19 protein-coding genes are annotated in these 20,447 nt (G+C 64.9%); 5 read left to right on the forward strand and 14 right to left on the reverse strand.

The annotated features are described in order from the left end of the window. Positions 1-169: 169 nt before the first annotated feature. From C8J98_RS02085 to dbpA, 5 genes are all read left to right on the forward strand, one after another. Positions 170-1,303, forward strand: coding sequence for a hypothetical protein (locus C8J98_RS02085; protein WP_107910444.1), 1,134 nt, complete (start codon positions 170-172; stop codon positions 1,301-1,303). Positions 1,304-1,365: 62 nt separating this feature from the next. Then, positions 1,366-2,286 (forward strand): hypothetical protein, encoded by a 921-nt coding sequence (locus tag C8J98_RS02090; protein ID WP_146171488.1) that lies wholly within the window; start codon positions 1,366-1,368, stop codon positions 2,284-2,286. Position 2,287: 1 nt separating this feature from the next. Continuing rightward, the gene (locus C8J98_RS02095; RefSeq protein ID WP_107910448.1) at positions 2,288-3,403 is read left to right on the forward strand and encodes a hypothetical protein; all 1,116 of its coding nucleotides are present in this window, start codon (positions 2,288-2,290) and stop codon (positions 3,401-3,403) included. Positions 3,404-3,408: 5 nt separating this feature from the next. Beyond that, positions 3,409-4,476 carry a hypothetical protein gene (locus tag C8J98_RS02100; protein ID WP_107910450.1) on the forward strand — a complete coding sequence of 356 codons (1,068 nt, stop codon included), beginning with the start codon at positions 3,409-3,411 and terminating at the stop codon, positions 4,474-4,476. Between the two features lie 44 nt (positions 4,477-4,520). Further along, on the forward strand, positions 4,521-5,897 hold the full coding sequence (gene dbpA / locus C8J98_RS02105) for an ATP-dependent RNA helicase DbpA (RefSeq protein ID WP_107910452.1): 1,377 nt from the start codon (positions 4,521-4,523) through the stop codon (positions 5,895-5,897). A 14-nt stretch (positions 5,898-5,911) separates the two neighbouring features. Here dbpA and C8J98_RS02110 read toward each other — a convergent pair whose 3' ends face one another. The 14 genes from C8J98_RS02110 to gspG all read right to left on the reverse strand — a co-directional run bounded on the left by C8J98_RS02110 (position 5,912) and on the right by gspG (position 20,428). Next, positions 5,912-6,703, reverse strand: a complete 792-nt coding sequence (locus C8J98_RS02110) for a hypothetical protein (protein WP_146171489.1) — start codon at positions 6,701-6,703, stop codon at positions 5,912-5,914. Positions 6,704-6,741: 38 nt separating this feature from the next. Continuing rightward, positions 6,742-7,965, reverse strand: a complete 1,224-nt coding sequence (locus C8J98_RS02115) for a hypothetical protein (protein WP_158272567.1) — start codon at positions 7,963-7,965, stop codon at positions 6,742-6,744. A 36-nt stretch (positions 7,966-8,001) separates the two neighbouring features. Beyond that, complete coding sequence (locus tag C8J98_RS02120; protein WP_107910457.1) at positions 8,002-8,880, reverse strand: hypothetical protein; 879 nt, start codon at positions 8,878-8,880, stop codon at positions 8,002-8,004. 2 nt (positions 8,881-8,882) lie between these two features. Then, positions 8,883-10,091 (reverse strand): hypothetical protein, encoded by a 1,209-nt coding sequence (locus tag C8J98_RS02125; RefSeq protein WP_107910459.1) that lies wholly within the window; start codon positions 10,089-10,091, stop codon positions 8,883-8,885. 147 nt (positions 10,092-10,238) lie between these two features. Then, the gene (hrpB, locus tag C8J98_RS02130; protein WP_107910460.1) at positions 10,239-12,749 is read right to left on the reverse strand and encodes an ATP-dependent helicase HrpB; all 2,511 of its coding nucleotides are present in this window, start codon (positions 12,747-12,749) and stop codon (positions 10,239-10,241) included. A gap of 42 nt (positions 12,750-12,791) precedes the next feature. After that, entirely contained in the window at positions 12,792-14,999 is a 2,208-nt protein-coding gene (gene gspD, locus C8J98_RS02135; RefSeq protein ID WP_107910462.1) for a type II secretion system secretin GspD, read from the reverse strand. Between the two features lie 38 nt (positions 15,000-15,037). Beyond that, a complete protein-coding gene (locus tag C8J98_RS02140) occupies positions 15,038-15,802 on the reverse strand; it encodes a general secretion pathway protein GspN (RefSeq protein ID WP_107910464.1) in 765 nt (254 codons plus the stop codon). After that, the gene (gene gspM, locus C8J98_RS02145; protein ID WP_107911120.1) at positions 15,799-16,395 is read right to left on the reverse strand and encodes a type II secretion system protein GspM; all 597 of its coding nucleotides are present in this window, start codon (positions 16,393-16,395) and stop codon (positions 15,799-15,801) included. The genes C8J98_RS02140 and gspM overlap by 4 nt, the downstream gene beginning before the upstream one ends. Then, positions 16,382-17,620 carry a type II secretion system protein GspL gene (locus C8J98_RS02150; RefSeq protein ID WP_107910466.1) on the reverse strand — a complete coding sequence of 413 codons (1,239 nt, stop codon included), beginning with the start codon at positions 17,618-17,620 and terminating at the stop codon, positions 16,382-16,384. Before C8J98_RS02150 ends, gspM begins: the two co-directional genes overlap by 14 nt. Beyond that, on the reverse strand, positions 17,617-18,471 hold the full coding sequence (locus C8J98_RS02155) for a type II secretion system protein GspK (protein WP_107910467.1): 855 nt from the start codon (positions 18,469-18,471) through the stop codon (positions 17,617-17,619). Before C8J98_RS02155 ends, C8J98_RS02150 begins: the two co-directional genes overlap by 4 nt. Next, positions 18,468-19,133, reverse strand: coding sequence for a prepilin-type N-terminal cleavage/methylation domain-containing protein (locus C8J98_RS02160; RefSeq protein ID WP_107910469.1), 666 nt, complete (start codon positions 19,131-19,133; stop codon positions 18,468-18,470). The genes C8J98_RS02155 and C8J98_RS02160 overlap by 4 nt, the downstream gene beginning before the upstream one ends. Next, positions 19,130-19,549 (reverse strand): prepilin-type N-terminal cleavage/methylation domain-containing protein, encoded by a 420-nt coding sequence (locus C8J98_RS02165; RefSeq protein WP_233260070.1) that lies wholly within the window; start codon positions 19,547-19,549, stop codon positions 19,130-19,132. The genes C8J98_RS02160 and C8J98_RS02165 overlap by 4 nt, the downstream gene beginning before the upstream one ends. After that, on the reverse strand, positions 19,546-19,986 hold the full coding sequence (locus C8J98_RS02170) for a GspH/FimT family protein (protein WP_107910472.1): 441 nt from the start codon (positions 19,984-19,986) through the stop codon (positions 19,546-19,548). Before C8J98_RS02170 ends, C8J98_RS02165 begins: the two co-directional genes overlap by 4 nt. 16 nt (positions 19,987-20,002) lie before the next feature. Beyond that, positions 20,003-20,428, reverse strand: coding sequence for a type II secretion system major pseudopilin GspG (gene gspG, locus C8J98_RS02175; RefSeq protein ID WP_107910474.1), 426 nt, complete (start codon positions 20,426-20,428; stop codon positions 20,003-20,005). Positions 20,429-20,447 lie beyond the last annotated feature (19 nt).

A 20,447-nucleotide genomic window follows, 5' to 3' on the forward strand; every position in this document is an offset into this window, starting at 1 on the left:
GGGTTCAATACGACGGCCTACAGCCGCTGCGAATCCGCTGACACACACAAGTGGTACGTGACCGCAACCGTCTGGGGTAACCCCGACGGAACATTGTCATGCCTTGTCAGAGACTACGCGGGCCGACACGAAGACGGCACCCGGATTCACACAAGGATGTTTCCCAGACATGAAGTCTCTACTCCGGCTGGCGTGCCTCGCCGCCCCGCTCCCCCTACCCGCGTTCGCTGCGGAGCCCACGTCGGTCAACGTCTACCGCGAACTCGTTCGCCATCGTGTCGCCGACGTTGGTGTCGACCGTGCACTCGACTACAACACGCGCGCCTTCGCCTCCAGGCTCCTCAAAGATCCCGACTCCCCCTACAGCGACCTGCGTGAGGATCCACCGCTGACCAACGAGGTCTGGTGGCTGGATTTCGTCGGCAGCTTGCCGCTCGATACCGCCGACAAAAGTGCGACTGTGCTCAACATGCTGCAATGGCAGGGCGGATTCACAAAGGCACGAGTCAATGTTGAAGCCCACGTCGACGACGCCTCACTGATTGTTTTCAAAGGCCCCTACGTCGCAGCCAACGCGGTGAAGGCAGGTATCGACGCCGACATCTTCTGGAAGGCCAGAGACTTCAACGGAGCGATGTCCACCGTCGCCGCTGGTTACGCCGTGGCGTTGCAGTTGCTCCGCGACGAGATCCGTAACCATCCTCCCGAGGAATATGAGGCGCGCGGAATCAAACCGGATGTCCTGAAGCGTTACCTCGCGCAGAAGTATGTGGACCAGCTGGGTGAAGACGATGACAGGTATATCGCCGACATCATGCGATATGCCATATCAAAGCGTGACTTCAGTATTGACGCCGAGGGGCGCAGGCAGCTGCCCACCGCCTATCGCATCGCTCGCGTCGCAGCGGCGTACAGCGACGCGCGGGGCTACCTCAATACGAGTGGCTACTGCCAGGGAAACGAGCCAAGGTCACGCGAGCCGCGCAGCGCGGAGGACATCGAGAAGAATCGCCCGCTCTGTTTTGTCGCGGCTACCGATCGCGCCGTGCACTCGTGGTACCGGCGTCAGATGCGAGAGGAAGCCAAGGGGGTACGCCGCGCCCACCAACCAACGGACTGGGCCTCCGTGCGCCTTTCCTTCCTGATCAACACCGTCCTCTTCCTCGGCGATCTCGCTCCGTTCTTCGAGTTCGGTGAGGCGGCTGCCATTGAAGAACTAGTTGGCGAGGGTGCTCTCGCCGAAGACGAAGCCGCGCTCGCCGAAGAACGCGTCAATCAGCTCACCTGCAGGATCCGCCCATGATGACTCGACCCATCCTTCATCGTCTCCGCCTTAGCGTCCTGGCGCTCGGCCTTTCAGCCTCGATGGCCCACGCAGGCAAGATCGAAATCGAGGTCTCCCCGGGTGGCCCGGGCATCGAGGGCACCCTCTTCAGTGATTCGAAACTTTTCGCCGACGCCTTTCGCACGATCATCGTTGAGAAGAAGCTTGCCGCCGGCGGAAACTCAGGCCGCTGGGGTAAGCTGCGGAGCGACGTGCATTCTGCAACCGTGTCGCGGATGACGTATTCGTATTCCAGGAACGGCAGAACGTTTACACGCACTTACCATGCGCGAAGTGGCCCCGCGATGGAAGTCGTTCTCGCCCGCAACAAGCTGATCGGGGTCGACGGCAATGCCGTGAGCGGCACAAGTGGAACGAGCGGGACGAGCGGCTCGGAATCCGAGGGGTCCCGGCCCTACTCCATGTCAGAGGAGGACATCGCGAAGGATTTCAGCGAACGGAAGTATTACCCCGCCGACACGCCTACCGACATCCGCGTACGCAATCTTGCGCCGGTCGACGACGGCATCGTCCGGTCCAGCGGAAAGGAGGCCGCCATACACTCGGCGGACGCCGAACTGAAGATTTTCCGCCAGATCGAGAAGGATGTGGCCGAGGGCGCCGTCGAGGCGGGAGGAACGCTGACCGGCTACGTAAGTAAGGCGGTTTGCCCGTCCTGTACTGCCGCTGCCGAGAATCTGGCCGAAGAATACGGCATCGACGGAACGATCCATCAGTTGGTAGAGCCAGGCGCCGAGGTGGGGTTAGCCGACGACACCCTGTTACAGAGCAAGGAGGCTTCCACCCAGTTGAAGCTGGCTCGCAAGGATTACGCGAGGACCAACCTGCAACGCAATGCCGTTACAGCTCCCGAAGAAGGCGGCTGGCTCGAGACCAAGGCCGTCCAGAGCATCGAGGCCGAAGAGGCGGCGAGATCACTTGCGCAGCCCTGCGGCGAATGACATGAACCGATGTTCGCGAACGATCGCCGCAGGCGTCGCCGTATTTGTAAGCCAAGGCGCACATGCGACGACCGCCATCGGCGTCGATGTCCTTTCGCACCTCCAACGCGAGCGCGTCGCTCGCGTTGGAGGTGCGACCGCCTTCTCACCTCCGGAAAGCGAACTCCTGACCCAGCTACTGGCCAACCCGATGTCGCCCTATTCGGAAACCGTCGAAGAACCCGATTTCACGAACGACGTCGATTGGCCGGAGGTACTCGCGCGCCTGCCGGGCAACCTCTCGTCTGCATCGGCCGTGGCCGTGCTCAACTGGGACCTGGGCCTGACCCGCGCACGACCAGGCCGGGAGGTGGGGCCACGCAACGGCTATCGTGATCCCTTCGTCGCCGCCGGAGCGACAAAGGGCGATGTCGACGCTGACATCTTCTGGCATATGGTCGACCTCACCGGCTTCCGTCATTCGGCGCGCGCGGCGACCTACGCGGTCGCCATGCAGGTGTTGCGTGAGCAGGTTCGCGCGACGGCACCGGAGCGCCGGGCACTGCTGGGCATCGACGAGAAGGTATTCGGTCGCGTCATGGCGGCTCGCTATCTCGACCAGGTTTCCAGCTATGACATGCAATACCTCTCCATTCTTGTTCAGCACAGACTGATCCACTGGCAGCCCGGAGGGCGCTCTTCCAACGGCATCAGGGCGTTGCCGACCGCCTTCCGCGTCGCCCGTGTGGCCGCTGCCTACCGGGACGCACAGGGCTACATCAGCAGCTATCCATGCAAGCCAGACGCTACGCCGCGCGAGGGCCATGCCGGGACCGGGACGGAAGGAGACGATCGCCCGCTCTGCTTCGTCGCGGCGACCGATCGCGCCGTCCATCGTTGGTACGTCGACGAAGCCCGACGGCAAGCCGCCTGGGTCCCCGAGCGCGAGCACAGCGGCATGCAGCGCCTCGCCGAGCTCGCCGGAGTGCTGCTGGCCCTGCTCGATCTAGCAAGCCTCGCCGAAGTGGTCGAAGCCGTCGTGGCCGACGATCTCGTCACAGCGGAAGCGCTCACGCCCGTCGAAGCCGACATGGCCGCTGAACGTGCCGATCGCCTTTTCTGCCCTATTCCGGAGTGAGCACTATGCGTCCCGCTTTCGTTGCCGCCCTCTCGGCCGGCATTCTCGCGTCCGTCGTCTGCCCGACAAGCAGGGCAGGTGTCGTCGAGCTAGGGCGAGTTACGCTGGACGAGGGCAACGTCACCGCGTTGCTCGAAACGACCAGTCAGTACTACGTCGACGCCATGCGGGCACTGATCGACGAGCGCTACCGCGACGACTATCGGGCCATTCGATGGGAAGCTTTGGAGGATGCCATGCGCGATGCCCCCGTTGCCCGATTCGAGTATCGATTCGAGATCAACGGCGTGCCAAATGTTCGGATCTACCACGCCATGGGTGGCCGCTCCTTGGGCTCGGTGGCCAAGTCAGTATTCGAGGGTCCGACACGGCCGGGCACGCCGGACACACCCACCAGTCCCATGAGCTCCGAGGACGAGGAAGGGCTGTTCAGTCGCCGGCTATCTTCGACTGACGAAGTCGCCGCCGACCTTGCTGACGATCGCTTCTATGCCGACTTCGACGAGATCAACGTGCGGGCATCGGTGGTCGCTGGCGATGAGTCCGCGCTCGGCTCCTTTGTCGTCGACGGGAGGGATCGCGCGCTCGACCCCGAGTTCAAGGCGCTGCGGGCTATCGAAAGGGACTTACGAAGTGGAACCCTCCCCCGTGGTGGGAGTATCTACGGGAGTGTCAGCGAGGTCACCTGCGCGTCCTGCCAATACAGCATGAAACGCTTCGCCGATACCTATGCCGTCGACCTGCGGGTATCCCAGGTCTATCCAGCGTTGCCCCGCGCGGCAGAGCGAGAACTCCTCGCTTCAGGCAGCGCACGTGTGCGAGGCGGCCAGCTCATCGACGCCGTGAGCGAACGGCCTCTACTGGCAACGGATCTTCTGAATGGCGCCCGCGAAGGCCAGGTAAGGCGGTCACTGAGCCCGCGAGCCATGGGACGAAACTTCAAAGGCACTCCATGGGCGCGGCGCTCCTTCCAACTCGGTCCGATCCGGCTCCCTCGCGTCTCGGAAAGCTCGATGGAGGCATCGCCGCCGCCCAGACCCCGCGGCTCGAAGAACCCGACGACCGGCTGCTAAGCCCCTCAGGGGCGGCCCAAGGCCCGACATGCGATCATAGGCGCATGAATGCCTTCGCCCAGACCACGCTCTCCCCCGCCCTCCTCGCCGCCGTGGAATCCATCGGCTACACGGAGATGACACCGATCCAGCGGGAAAGCCTTCCTTCGATCCTCGAAGGCCGCGACGTGATCGCCCAGGCAAAAACGGGTAGCGGCAAGACGGCGGCGTTCGGCCTTGGGCTGCTACAGCAGCTTGATCTGACGCAGATCAAACTACAGGCATTGGTGCTCTGCCCCACCCGGGAGCTTGCCGACCAGGTGAGCAAGGCGATCCGCCGCCTGGCCGTGAACCTGCCCAACGTGAAGCTGCTGACCCTCTGCGGCGGCATGCCGCTCGGCCCGCAGCTCGCCTCGCTTGAGCACGATCCCCACATCGTCGTCGGCACGCCGGGCCGCGTGCAGGAGCACCTCAAGCGCGAGAGCCTGCACGGCGGCGGCATCAAGGTCCTCGTGCTCGACGAAGCCGACCGCATGCTCGACATGGGCTTCGAGGAAGCCATCGACGATATCGTCAAGCGCATCTCGAAGCATCACCAGACGCTGTTGTTCTCCGCGACCTATCCCGATGCCATCCGCGCCGTCAGTGGTCGCGTGCAGCGCAATCCGGTGACGGTAACGGTGGAAGAGAAGCACGACGAAAACACCATCGAGCAGCGCATGATCGAGGTGGAACCTGCGAACAAGCCCGACGTGCTGTCGCGTATCCTCACCCATGAGAAGCCAGAAGCGACGCTGGTCTTCTGCAACATGCGCAAGGATACGGAGACGCTGGCCGCCGAACTGGATCGCCGCGGCTTCTCGCCGCTGGCCCTGCATGGCGATCTCGAACAGCGCGACCGCGATGAAGTACTCGTTCGCTTCGCCAACCGCAGCTGCAACATTCTCGTCGCTACCGATGTCGCCGCGCGTGGCCTGGACATCATCGACCTGCCACTGGTGATCAGCTACGACGTGGCGCACGACGCCGATACGCACACGCATCGCGTGGGTCGCACGGGCCGTGCCGGTGCGAAGGGCCTGGCCATCACGCTGGTAGGTTCGCGCGAACAACCGAAAATCCGCGCGATCGAAGAACGTCTCGGCGGCCCGATGCTGCGCTATCCCGCCAAACCCGTAGGTGACGGCCGCAAGGTGCTCAACCTCGCGGCGATGAAAACCCTGGTGATCGACGCCGGCCGCCAGGACAAGCTGCGACCCGGCGACATTCTCGGCGCTCTCACCGGTGACGCGGGACTCGAGGCCAAGGACATCGGCAAGATCGACGTCTTCGCCACACGTGCCTACGTGGCTATCCGCAGGGATCTCGCCAACAAGGCTCTGGAGCGTCTGCGTGCCGGCAAGATCAAGGGCCGCAACTTTCGTGTCCGGCCACTGGGCTGATTCTCGCGACCGCCTCAGTACGAGAGCGGCGCGGTGCAATAGCCGGCCACATCCCCGGAAGGGGGAGGCGTCGGCGGCCTGAAGCCTGATCCGGACCTCGTCACCGATCCGAGCGCCGAGGTGAAGAAGGCAACCCGCTTGCGCATGAATCGCTGGGAGGCCCATCCACCATCGCCCGAAAGCGCATTGACGTTCACGTCGATGTCGTACTGCAGGGCGAACATCCGCACGGCCATCTCGCAGGAAGGACACATCGGCTGGCTGACGAAGGCCGTGACTTCGCCACCCGAAGGGACACGCCCGTTGATCAGATCGCGTTCGATCGAACGCACAGCTTTCAACTCGGCGTCGTTGCGTCGCGCGTCCGCGGGACGGCCATCCTTTAGGGCAGTCCACGTGATCGCCGATTCATCCGAAGACAGCAACGTGGCATGGACTTCAGTAGGCTGTACCTGCAGATAGTTGCTGTATAGCGGCGGCGTCGGTCCGCGCACGCCGAGCCTGGGTGGGTCCTCGCCGGAACGCGCGTAGTAGGTTCGCGTGTGTTCCATGCCGTTCAAGGTGTAGGTGTACTGAAAGCTCGCGAAGGTGGATGAGAAGAACTGCCGTCCGAATTCACGAAAGGCGTGGCGATTCCCTTTCATGTGCGACGTGGCACTGAGGAACCACTCCACGGAAGGAATAGCGTGGTGAAGAAAACTCAGGTGCAGATGCCACAGGACGATGTCGTCGTAGTCGTAGGTCCATTCGTATTTCTTCACCTCGCCCGCGGTCGCGGGCATGCCCGCAACAGCAAGCAGAATCATCAGAACTGCCGTCAGGCACTGGCGCCGTTGCCGGCGCATCATCGACCACGCTCCTTGCACATGTGCGCCGCGATGTGGCTGTCAAGCACCTCCGCCGCATCCTCGTCCGAGAAGGCGCCACGCATGCGATCTTCGATCAGCAGGCGGTCAGCGGTTTCCGTGTGCCCCGCATGGCGGGCGAAGAGTTCACCATGCGGCATCGTTTCGCGACCGGATCGGGCGTAGGTCAGGGATACGAGCGCCGGCGCGAGCTCGATCGGCCATAGACCGTGATGCGATTCGTCCTGCGCCACCTGTGCCTCCAGTACGCGCCGATACCATGCGTGCACCGCGCGATCGGTGGCGTGCGGCAGGCAGAGTTCACGCGTGGCATCGTAAGGCCTCGATGCCGCTACCGCCCGATCGCCTGTGCCGTTTGCATTGCAGGGCGGATGACCCTCGTAGGGCAGTGACTGGCGATACGCCGCCGCCACGCGAGCCACACGAAAGGCGACGGGAATCTCCCGGTGACCATGGATCGTCACCCGTCCGGCGTGCCAGCCCGACATCTCCGATTCGAGCATGTGCGAGAGGTATGACCAATCCGATCCGACGATATCCATAAGCCCGTCAGCAAGGAGGAAGCGGAAGACCGCCATCTCTCGCACCCCGGAAGCGCGGCGTCTTGCTGCTGGAAGCGCAGGGATACGATCGCGAAGCACCTGCACCGCGACCGCATAGTAAGCGGCGACCGCGTAGTGCCGCTTGCCGAACAGGCTAAGGGACTGGAGAAAGATATCCACCGAGACACCGGCCTTGATGAGGCTGGCCTGGACCAGGGTATCGCCGGCAAAGGCGACGGGCTGGTCCCCCGCCGAAAGGCCCGGCAACGCATTGGTCAGGCCCAGATCCCACGCAACGGCTCGTTTCGCCTCGTCGTCGGTCATCGGTGCATCGAATTCATCTTTCATTTGCCGCAGCGCCTTCCCCCAGGGAGCACCACCAAGGCGACGCTTTGGCAAATCGGCGACGGCGCTATAGGGCGAGGATGGATCGACAAGCAGACTCGACACGACGCTGTCGTCGTCGCGCATGGCCGCGGCCAGACCATTCGCCTTGATTCGCTCTTCCATCCAGATCGCCGTGAAATCACCTGGCGGCGGAGCGTGCACGGTAAGCCCTCCCGCAAGGCCAAGGGTCTCGCCTGGCGCAACGCCTAATGCGCAGGCGAGCACGATGGTGGCTCCAGGTCGACAGGGCCCGTCCCGAAACTTATCGAACACGAAGACATCCTTGTGCGCGTGAGGAGTCGACGCCCTTCACGGCTGCCCGCAGACCGAGGTCGAAGGTACGTCGTCGTCCACAGGGTGGTCCGGTGCCCGCGGCAAGGCGGCCGCCGGTTGGGTCAGCATCGTTGTCAGGTCATTGACCAGCGAATCGCGGGCCTGTCGCAACGCCGTCCACGCCGGGGTTCGCAAGCCATCTTCATTGGCACCATGGACGTAGTTGACGTGGACCTCAGCGTTGGTCTCGAGCGCAAACTGGCGCAGTGCCGCGCTGCAGGAGTCGCAGGGCTGTTTGCTCACGAAGCCGGTCAGACGTCCGTTCCGTTCGACGAATCCCGCGTCGATATCCCGCATGATCGACTGCAGGACCTTGATCTCGGCGTCATTGCCCCGGTTCGGGATGCCAGGACGATTCGTCCTCGGGGTGACATCCGAACCCTCACCCACGCCAGCGGACGCATGGCGAACGACGTCATCGGACGCAAAGTAGGCGGCATCCGGCCGTTCGGGCGCAACCAGGCCCGGCGCACGCGGATCGATGTACGTTGCGAAAGGGCGCCCGGATGCCGCCAGATAGATTCGGCTATAAGGCACGCCGTCGATCTCGTAGGTGTACTCGAAGTAGGCGAACGTAGCCCGACGTAGCTGTTGCTGGAAGCGAACCAGCGCCCGTTCTGTGACTAAGCCGCCGTTTGCGTGTGCCGCGTCCAGGAGCCATTGCGTCATGGCGTTCGCATAGTCGTTCAACGCAACGCCGAGCCACGTCTGCACCATGTGGTCGTCGTCGTGCTCCACGGCGAGTTCGGTAACTCCGGCCGGAGGAGACGTCTGTGCGAACGATGGCGCGGTAATGCCGAGCCATAGCGCGACGATGGCGGCAAGCGCGCCGTTGATCCGTGATCTGTTTCGCATGATCAGTGCTTCCTTGCACAGGCCAGGCGCAGGGCGCGCTGGGAAACATCGAAGGCGTCGCGGTAGGACAGTAGCCCATCGGCGAGGAGCCGGTCGGCGATCTTCGCTTCGACGACCTCAAGGCGGATCGTGTCCTCGATGAGGCCGTTACGGCGAATGCCGATCCAGCCCTGCCGACTCATGTTCAGCGGCACGGCCATCCGTTCCTCGGCCGTTGTACCGCTACGCGGCAAGCGAATGGATGACAGTTCGGCACGGAACTGCATCGCATACCAGGCGTGGACGGCGCGGTCGGTCGCATCGTCGAAGCATAGTGGCCGCTTGTCGACGCCGCCCATGCCTGCGTAGCGGGAGTCGTAGGTACGATCATCGCGGCATGGCTCGTGCTCGTAGGGCATGCGCTCACGATAGGCGGCGGCAATGCGGGCGACGCGGAGATTCGTCGGCAGTTCGCGTAGCCCGTAGCTGCTCTGCGAGCCGGACGACCACGTCGACATCGCACCGTCCAGGACATGGATGAGATAGTGGAGGTCGTAGTCGTACACGCCGCGCACCGTCGGTGCATGAAGGAAGCGGTCGAGGACATCGTGCCGAAGCCCGTGCTGCGCCCACAGGGCTTTGGGCGTCGATGTCAGTTTGGCGCGCAGGATCTGTGCCGCGAGCGCGTAGTTCGCCGCGATAATGGGATAGTCCACGCCGGACAGATAAATCGCCTGCATGTATATATCCGGGTCGACTCCCGCTTTGACGAGGCTCGACGCTCCGGGGATCGCCCCGAGGTCGGTGGGCAGTCTGGGAATCTCCCGGCCGACCCGGCTCTTGGTGTAGCCCAGGTCCCACACTTTCATGTCGTGGAAATCGCGATGATTCAAAGGATATTCGGGCGTGGAAAGCGACGCGATGGCCCGACGCGTCGGCGCGTCAGGCTCCGGCATCGAGACCTGCAGGACATCGGCGTAGGGAAAGCCGGGCCGATTGAGGACATAGCGCTCGTACCCCCGGTCGTCGATACGATTGAGGTACTCGGCGCTGTTACCTTCCCGCGAGTACTCCTGGATCAGCGCCGAGATGACGTCGACCGTCTGCCTCGTCGCGTGGGAAGATGTGGGTGCGGCGCCGGCCACGATAGCGACGACGGGTAGCGCGAAACGGATGACCGCACGCAAGTGGTACGGGCCTGAGTCGTTCGCAGGCCGAAATGAAGTGCTCATGAAATTCCTTCTCAGAGGCCGCGAAAAGAACGAAAGCGGCCTCGCTATTGAAGCAGGCACGGATATGCCAGACCATCGGCGCGCACGGACGTTTCTGGCCCGGCACTCAGCTATCCACGTAGGCGATGAACGAGTAACTAAGTGCGGCTACGTCCCGCGGGGCTTCGCCCGGTGCGTCGCTGTCGCCGTCCAGGGATCCTCGGGCCAGGGATGCTTCGGATAGCGCCCCTTCAGTTCTTTCTTCACTTCGGGATAGGTGCGGTTCCAGAAGCCGGCGAGATCCTGGGTGACCTGGATCGGACGTCCTGCGGGCGACAACAAATGCAGCATGACCGGCACGCGGCCGTCGCCCACGCGCGGCGTATCGGCCAGGCCGAACAGCTCCTGCAGTTTCACAGCAAGCACAGGTGGCGCACCGGCATCGTCGTCGCGCGTGCCGTATTCCAGCCGGCGCGTCATGCCGCTGGGCACTCTCAATTCTTCAGGCGCATGCGCGTCGAGTGCGCGACGCTGATCGTAGTCGAGCATGGCCGAGAGTGCTTCGGACAGCTCCGCGGCCTGCAAGGCTTCGAGGCGACGTTTGCCCGAGAGATAAGGCGACAACCACGACTCCAGGGTGCGCAACAGCATCGCGTCGGCAACGTCCGGCAGGTTCAGCTCGGGGCGCCACGCCTGCAAGGCACCGATGCGCGCGCGAAGGCGCCGCGCGTTATCGCTCCACGGAAGGCTGCCGATGCCGCGCGCACGAATGGCCGCGAGCAGCGCCGGCATGGCATCGTCGCCGCTGACCGGAATGGCTTTACGCGAGATCACCAATGCATCGAAACGCCGTTCCTCGAAGGCTTCAGCGATCTGCCGTTCGTCGTCCCATCGCAGGACACGCTCGGTGACGAAGCGGTCCGCGTGATCGCGCTCGAGTACATCGGGATCGAAGGGCGCTGCAGCGAACACGAGGCTGTCGCGTGCATCCAGGCGCAGGTCGAGGATGACCAGCCATGGCTCACCGTGCAGCGCGCTCGCTTCATGCAGCCGCGCACCACGACCATTCGCCAGCTGGTAGCGCATGGGCTGGCTATCGTCGCGACGCGCGACACGGTCGGGAAAGGCGTGAACGAGGAGATCGCCGACCGCATGCGAATCGGGTACGCCGCTGGCAGCGGAACGGACCTCGAGTCGCCGGCGCCAGCCGGATGAGGCCTTCTCGATGGCGGCGAGTGCGCCGATGTCGGCCGAGCCCGCACGTGCACCACGGGCGCCAGCGTCACGCCAGAGATGCAGCGCGGAGACCCGCTGACGGAAGTCGTCGGTTCGGCCCTGCTCGCCTCGCAGCGGCGAGCGGGCTTCGGTCAAGGCGAGCAGGTCGGCGACCAGCGCGCGTCGCTCAGGCGGCGCGCGCAAGGCCGCCGCGGCCAGGCGCGGGGTGGCGCCCAGCCCAAGCATGTCGCGACCAAGGCGGGTTATCGCGGAAGCCTCGTCGAGGGCCCCAAGGCGTCGCAGCAGATCGCGTGCCTGGCTCATGGCACCTGCCGGTGGCGCGTCGAGCCACGGCAGGTCATCGCTGCCCCAGCCCGCCAGTTCCAGTGCAAGACCGGACAACTCAGCCTGCTCGATCTCCGCCGTGCGCGACGGCTCGAGACGGCGGCTTTGTGGCCATAGGCGATACGCCATGCCCTCGGCGACGCGACCTGCCCGGCCCGCCCGCTGGTCCGCCGAGGCCTGGGAAATATTGACGGTTTCCAGCCGCGTGAAGCCGGACTGGGGATCGAACCGCGGCTCACGCGCAAGACCGGCGTCGACGACGGCACGGATGCCCGGCAGGGTCACGCTCGATTCGGCGACATTGGTCGCAAGGACAACGCGGCGCACGCCGGCGTCTGCCGGCGCCAGCGCGAGCTGCTGTTCGGCCAGCGACAGCTCGCCATGCAGTGCCACGACTTCAAGATCGTCACCCTGCTTCTCCAGCATGCCGCGTGCGCGTTCGATCTCGCGCCGGCCAGGCAAGAAGGCGAGTACATCGCCAGGATTCTCGCGCAATGCCTGGAGCACGGTACGGGCAAGATGCTGCTCCGTCGTCTCCTGCGGTCGCGCGGGCGAATACACAACCGACACCGGGAAACTTCGGCCAGGACTGCTCAGGCGGGGGGCGTCGAGCCAGCGCGCGATACGTTCACCATCCAGCGTTGCCGACATCACCAGTAGGCGCAGGTCTGGCCGCAGACTGGCCTGCACATCGAGGGCGAGCGCGGCGCCGAGGTCGCCGGCAAGATGCCGCTCATGGAACTCGTCGAACAGGATCGCACCAACGCCTTCGAGCGCCGGATCGTCCTGAATCATCCGTCCGAGGATGCCTTCGGTCACGACTTCGATACGGGTACGAGGCCCCACGCGCGATTCAAAGCGAATGCGGTAGCCGACCGTCTCGCCCACCTGCTCGCCCAGCTGCGCGGCCATGAAGGTCGCCGCGGCGCGAGCCGCGATGCGACGTGGCTCAAGCACGACGATGCGCGCGCCCGCCAGCCATGGCGCCGCAAGCAAGGCGAGCGGCACCTGGGTCGTCTTGCCGGCACCGGGAGGCGCTTCGAGCACCAGGCGCGGACGCTCCGCCAGTGAGGCGACGATGTCGGGAAGGAGCGGAGTGATCGGGAAGACAGGAGTCATGCGCCGGCTATGTTACGCAAGCCGGCGCAGGATCGCCCGGATTCATCCCGCGCTGGCTGGCCCGGCCGGCACGGTCCCGGCCTTCGGCGTCGCCGCTTCGAGCGGTTGCAAAGAACGAAAGCGCTTTCGGTACTCATCGGAAACACGCTTCGCATCGTCTCCGTTGGCGATCACCTTCGGTGTGATCAGTACGATCAGCTCGGTCCGCATGAGGTCTTCGCTGCGACTACGGAACAGGGCGCCCAACACCGGAATACGCGACAGGTAGGGCACCCCTGAATGGCCGCGGCTATCACGCTGTCGGATGAGTCCACCCAGCAACACGGTCTGCCCGCTGCGTACCGCGACCTGGGTGTCCAGCTTGCGCTTGGCGATGGAGACGTTCTGGCCAGCGACCACGGCGTCGTCCGCCCGACTGACCTCCTGGGTCACGTCCAGGTAGACCAGGCCGCCCGGGTTCACTCGCGGACGTACCTCGAGGATCACGCCGGTGTCTTTGTAGCTCACCTGGCCCACTTCCTTGCCACTACCCAGCGTGGGGTTGACGAAGGTCTGGGTGACGGGAATCTGGTCGCCGACCTGGATACGCGCCTTGCGGTTGTTGACCACCACCAGCGACGGTGCGGAAAGCGTCGTCGTGTTGCCGTTGGTTTCCATCGCGCGCAAGGCGACCTGTACGTTCTTGTTGACGAAGGAGTAGAAGAGCGTGTCGCCAGTCAGCGGCGTGCCGCCTCCACTGCCCAATGCCCATTGCTGTTTGTTGCCCGGCTGACTGACTGCGCCGTTACCGCCGGCGAGTCCCTCGAGGTACCACTGCACGCCGAAGCGGAAGTTGTCGCGGAGCACCACTTCCAGGATACGTGTTTCGATCTGCACCTGTAGAGGAACGGCGTCGAGTCGGTCGATGGCCTGACGAATGTCTGCCCACTGCGAGGGCCGGGCATAGACCATCAACTGGTTGTTCGCGTCGACCGCCGTGATACGAATGCCGGACTTCTCACTGCCCGATGATGCTGCGGACGGCGCCTGGAAGAATGAGGCATCGCTGTCCGCGGCGGGAGTGTCTGAAAGCCCGCCGCCCTCACCGAACCCGCTGTCGCCGGCGCCCGCGGCTCCACTCAGTGTGATGCCAGTGAGGCCGGGCGCGATCTGCGCCGCCGGTGTGTCCTGGCTGACGGCACCGCCGAAGATGTTGCCAACATAACGTGCGATATCCGAGGCGAGAAGATTTCGGACGTCGTACACGAAGAGCCGTGGCTCGTTGCCACCACCACGATCGATGCGCTCGATCCACTCGCCCACCTGCTCGATGTGACCGGCCTGCGTAGCGATCACGACGATCGCGTTGGTGCGCTCGATCGGGATGAAGCGGATCAGTCCCGCGACGGGCGCACCGCTTTTCTGTCCAAAGACGGAGTCGAGTGCAGGCATCAGTTCGGAGACTCCCGCATTGCGCAGACCGAAGACACCTACCGACATGCCACTCACCCAATCGACATCGAAGGTGTCGATGGTCTGTGCGACGTTGTCCAGTTCCTCGCGCGTGCCGGCCACCACCAGGACATTTCTTGCCGGATCGGACAGGAGGATCGAATCCGTCGCTGCGAACGGTGTAAGAAGCTTGACCATTTCGGGCGCGGCGACGAAACGCAACGGGAACAGCCGTGCACCGAGGCCCTCGCGGGGAGCCGTCGCGCCGAGGCTTGGCGAGAGCCGCCCGGCGACGGCCTGCGCCGTCGGCACCACCGTGTATCGGCCGTGCTCACGAACAAGCGCGTTTCCCGTCCAAGACAGCAGGTTCTCGAGGATCGGCAGGGCTTCCTCGCGTTTGACCGGTTTCGATGTCGAGAACGAAACCGTGCCGCGCACTCCCGGTGCCAGCGAGTAGTTCGCATCGAGGAGATCGCCGAGGATAGCCTTGACCACGGCTTCGATCGGCTGGTCTTCGAAGTTGAGCGTGACCGATCCTTCACCGGCCACCGACTGGCGTGGCTCTTTCAGCGCGTGCGGCCGGATGAAGGTGCCAGTGCCGTGCCTGATTTCCCTCTGCGCCCCGGGGCCTTCCGCCGTCGGCGGATACGGTTCATTTCCCTGCGCCGAAGGTAACGGGAGCGGCTCCGGTACGGGATTATCGACACCGGTAAGGGCTTCACGCGCGATATCGTTATTGGCTAACCGCGCGTTGTGGGGGGCGCAGCCCGTCGCAAGCAGGGCCGCCGCGACGGCCATGCCGAGTTTGAGTCGCTTCATGATGTCCTTCCTTCCGTGGTGAGCGCCTCATGCGCCCGCTACTGCGTGTCCTGCGCTTGCTGCCGCTGTTGTTGTTGCTCCATGCGGCGTTTCTGTACGGCTTGTTTGAGGGCTTCGATCCTGGCTTGCTGGAGCGCGCTGTCGTCCTGTCGGGGCGGCGCATCTCGCGCCGGTGCGGCGGGTGGACGGGGCAAGGTGGGGCCGGTCATGCCGGATGCCTGCTCCACGTGCACGCCGTTGCCTGAGGGGGCCGGGCTGTTGCGCGGGGGCTGTCCCGGTATCGGCACGGCACCCGGCCGGCCAGCGTCCTTGGTCAGCGCCTCGGGAGCAGCAACCTTCAGCGTCAATTCGCGGCGCTGGCCGCCGTTGTCGAACAGGGCGCTGCGAGGTGTCAGCGAGGCGAGTGTCCAGTGACCGTCAGCCAGCGCGGCGCCTTCCTTGACACGCACTGTCATGTCCTTGCCGCGATCGCGCAGCAACGCCATGTGCAGGTCCGAAGTCATGATGATGCCGGTAAGTTCGAGATCGCCGATGTTGCTCGATGCATCATCGGTGTCCGCTGCCGCCACGGGCTTACGGTCGGCCATGAACAGCGGTCGCTGCCAGACTTCCGCGTAGCGATTCAATGGCGAGGTGGCTGGCATCGCCGCGGCGCGCAGCGGTGGCAAGGCTTCCGGTGCGGCCGGATCGTCCCAACGCACCCCTCGCCCTACACCCATGGCAAAGGCGACGGCGGTGCAGCCAAAGGCGAGCGCAATGATGGCGAGCACCGGCGTCAGCCGACGTTGACCGGCCGCGTTCATGTGGCCGCCTTCGCCGCGCGGGCGGCATGGATATAACCGGACACGGTGAACTGCACTTCCATCGGCGCAGCGCCCCCGGCTCGCGCAGCAACGGGATTGCGATAGATGCTGAAGTCCTCGATGAAGAGGTACGGTGTTTCTTCCTCGATATCGTGAAGCACGGCGGTCATCGGCTGCATCTGGCAGCGCAGGCTGATATTCACGGTGACTTTCCGGTACGGATCGCCGGCTTTTTCCTGGCTCGGCACGGGCATTTTCTGCACGACGTCGCAGGCGCCATCTTCCTTATGGGCCGCCGCGACATCCACGATGCGCTGCATGAGGCCCGCCGCGGCGGCGTTCGTGTCGTCGCCGGCGAGGAAGGCGTCGCTCCGTGTCTGGCCCTGCTCGAGCGTGGCCAGTCGTTTCTCCAGCTGCGGACGCTCGGCGATCGCAGCGGCATATCGACGTTGTGTGTCGCGCAGATCGTCCATGTCGGCGGCGATCGCCAGCTGTGGTGATACGAACCACCAGTGTATTAATACGAAGTAGCCGATCGCCACGGCGACGACCAGAAGCAGGATCGCTGCAACGCGGGACTCAGCGGGCTTCATGCGCACGGGCGTCCTCCTTGATCGCGGAAGTCGCCGCCGCCTTCGTCAACGCAGGTGCCGGCGCGGGCGCGGCTGCGGAGGTGGCCCTTGCAGGTGTTGCAACCCCGGGCTTCGGCATCAGTGCCTTCGCCTGCATATAGAAGCGTTCCTTGCCGGAGGTGGGATCGGTCTGGATGGTGCCCTGGAAGCTGGGTTCGCCAATACTGCGTGCACCCTTCAACGCGTCGATGAGCCGCGCGGCCTGTGGGCTCTGGCCCTGGAAGCCGATCTGGCCCGTGGCGTTGAGCGTGAAGCGCTCCAGCCAGGTGTCGTCGGGCAGGCGATGGGTGAGTTCATCGAGCACTGGAAGGATCGACGGAGACTCACTCTTGCGACGCACGAGGAAGCCGGAGGCTCCCGCACTGTCCATAAGACGTTGACGCAGGGCCTTCACCCGCTGTGCGTCGGACTGCATGGCATCGACGTCGGCACGCATGGTCTCGAGCGCGACGTTCCGATTGTGCAGCCATGCGGCCATGGCGCCAAACAGAAGAAGCACGATGGCCGCGACCAGGGCGAGGTTCAATCGGCGGCGACGATCCACGCGGCGCGGCGCACGCGCAGGCGGCAACAGATCGACACCGGCCAGTCCGTAGCCCAGGGGCACGTCGACGCGATCGGGGGCAACCCGAAGGGCAGCGAGTTCGTCGAGCAACGGGTCGAGTGAGGCGCGCGGCGTGGCGGCGAGTTCGGCGACGAAACGCCCTTCCGGGCCGCCTTCTCCGAGCTCGCGCACACCGAAGTGGATGTCTTCCGCGCGGAACGGCGTTTGCCGGTCGATGTCGTAGCCAACCACCTGGCGCAGGTTGTCGCGCGCGGCGACCGGCAGCACCAGACGACGCCGAAGCACCTGAGCCGCAGGCATGAGCAAGGCGATGCGGCGGTCTGCGGGGTCGCACTCGCCCAGGGCACGCGCCAGCAGCGCAGCGCGGTGTTCGACGGTGTCGGTGTCGAGGGCTTCCACGATGGACAGACTCTCGCCGGCGCGGCGAAGCTGCCAGACGCCCTCGCCACGTTCGAGCGCGTACCAGCGCTCGCCACCGGCGAAGGCCTGACGCCAGCGTACTGGCAACAGCGCCGACAACTCGCCACCCCACCAGCGCAGAAAGCCCGGCAGCGCGCTGCCGCGCCAGGCACGGCGCAGGCGGTCGAGCTGAAGCTGGGAGGCATCCTGCAAAGCGGTCATTCAACATCTCCTTCGCGCCAACGCAGTATCGCGTAGGGCTGGTTACCGGATCTTATCCCACGTAGTCGGACGGTCGATGTAAGGGAACTTCGGGTTCCGTCGTCAAGGATGGCCTCCGCACGTATCGTGTGCGTGACACCATTGCCGCCGGCAACCGACGCGCCGTTGACCTGCCCGCGGGTGGCCAGGATGGCCTGGGCGCCCGCTTCGCCAAGTCCGGGAATGGATGCCAGCGCAAGTGGCTGCGCATGCTCGGTGTTCGGTCGTTCGCGGCCGGACCAGATCGTCAGGACGGGCGCGACGGCGGTCCAGATCGCCGGGTCCATGCCGAGCACCATCCGTGCCTCCTCGACCGTGGCAAACGGCCCGTTGCGCGGACCGTAACCGAGGCCTGCGGCGTCGTACTGGGGCTTTTTGGCGCCATTGGGCGAGGCGGCATCCCCGGGACGGCGCCAGTCCTGGACGGCGGCGGAGAGGCTCTTCGCCTTGTCGTCGTTGGCGCCGGCCGCCTTGAATAAGCCCGTCAGCACCTGGTCGGAGGCGGCGTTGAGGTCCACCTTGCCATCTTCATCCACCACGGTGATGTTGACCTTGGCGTCGTCGAACTCGAAGACGTAGGCGCGTCCGTCGGCAATCCAGCGCGCATCGGGATCGGTCGTCTGTAGACCCTCGATGGCGCGGACCATGCCAGCCTCCGCAGCGTAGTGGGCACGCGTCTGGGCGAACTGGTAGCGCGCCTGCAATCCCTCGGTTCGTGCCAGCGCGGCGAATCCGCCAAGCATGATGGCCAACAACGTGCAGCCCCACAGGACGATAAGCAGCGCGACACCGCGGTTGCGTTCACGATTCATCGAATCACCGGCCCGCGCGCACCACGCGTCAGCGAAAGGCCATTGCGCGATGCCGACGCATCGATGCGGATAGGTGCGACCAGTGTCGGGAAGGCCACGTTGCCGCCGACGTCGAGCTCGATACGGACCAGCGAGGGCGTACGCCGCCCATCGTCCCAGCTTTCCTGCCAGTCGCCAGGGCGGTTCTGGTCGTCCATGCCGCGATAGGAGATCGAGCCCTTGCGAATGCCGCGAAGAAGGACCTCGGGCTCGCCGATCGGCTGCGGCGCGCCGCCATCCGGGGGCAGCATCGCAAGCGTCACTTCGAGGCGATAGCCCTGACGGCCATCGTCGACCAGCGAGACTGTCTGCAATTGCGGGCCGAGTTTCGACAGGTAACCCGGCATCGGGGCGACATAACGCAGCGTGCGCGAGGTACCGGAGAACACGATGGGATCGCCGTCATCGGTCTGGTCGAAAGGGACGGCCAGCGCCTGCGCAAGCTCGCTGCGAAGGAAGCTCTGTGCGGAACGGATCTCGTCCATGCGCTCGATAGCCTGGTCGCCGCTACGCACGATACGCGAAGCCGTACTGATGCCCGAGTAGACCCCGAGCAACACGATGGTCAGCAACGCCAGCGCCGCGAGCACTTCCAACAGGCTGAAGCCACGCGTGCGTCTCATGGCGAGCCGTCCGTGTTCGCGCCACCCATGCGAAGGGTAGAGAACCGCGCGTGCCGCTCGTTATCGGCCACACCCCATGTCACGTCCAGATCCAGTCGATACACGCGGCTGGCGGTGGCGCCATCTGCCGCCGGCTTCACATCGGGGGTGACATAGCGGGTAACGTTCATGTGCCAGCGGTACGTGTCGTCGAAGCGACCTTCGCTGTCGCCTTCGCGCAATGGCTCCATGACGAACGCGCCGTCGAGCAGCGTACGTGCGCGCAGCGCCGCCTGGGTGCGTTCGTTGGCCCGCGCCGTGAGGCTCATCGAACTACCCGCAACCTGCATGAGCGCCGCGAAGGCGATCGCCAGGATGGCGATGGCGGCGATGATCTCGAGCAGGCTGAAACCGCGCTGGCGACCGGGATACCTCACTTCGAATCCACCACGCTGACCGCGCCGGTGAGCCACGCGACGTTGACGTGCCATTCGCGCTGCCCGCGCGTCAGCGTGACGCGGCCGCCTGTCGAGCTGCCGTCGGGGAAGAAACGGATGCGCCCGGTGGTCGCGTTCGCCTGGTCCTCGCGGGCACTGGTGATCGAGACACGCATATCCTTGGGCAGGGTGACCAGGGATTTTCCCGGCGGCTTATACGTCGACGCCGACGTGTCCACCTCGAGTGCCAGGCTTTCGCCCTTCACGATGGCTTGCGCGCGCGTCCAGCGTAACGCGGCAGCGAGCTCGCCACTGGCCGCATTCACGCGTGCGCTGGCGAGCCCCTGGGTGATGGGAATCGAGACCGCCGCCGCGGCGATCGCAATGAGCAGGATCACGGCCAGCATTTCAAACAGCGTAAATCCGCGCGTATGCATGGCCGTGCCGGGTCGCTTACTGCCAGTTGCCGTAGTCGGCGGAATAACCGTCACCGCCGGACTTGCCATCCTGCCCGTAGAACACGAGGTCGAAGCTGCCGTGTTCGCCCGGGTAGCGATAGCCGAACGGATGGCCCCACGGATCCTTAAGGTCAGACTCCTTCGCGTACGGGCCCTGCCAGTTCTGCGCATCGGCGGGCTTGGCAACCAGGTCGCCGAGGTCGTGCGGCGGCGCACCGTTATCGAGCGCGTAGTTTTCGACCTTCTGGCCCAGGGTGACGACCTGGGCCTTGCCCGCGCCGTACTTACCCTTGTCGACGTTCTTGCCGACCTGGGTCACCACGATGGCGCCGATGATGCCGATCAGGACGATGACGGCGAGCATTTCGAGCAGCGTGAAGCCGCGGGAGAGGCGGGGTCGAAGCGTACGTGTCGCGCGCATGGCAGAGCTCCTTGGAACG

Source organism: Luteibacter sp. OK325 (assembly GCF_003050935.1).
Classification (GTDB): domain Bacteria; phylum Pseudomonadota; class Gammaproteobacteria; order Xanthomonadales; family Rhodanobacteraceae; genus Luteibacter.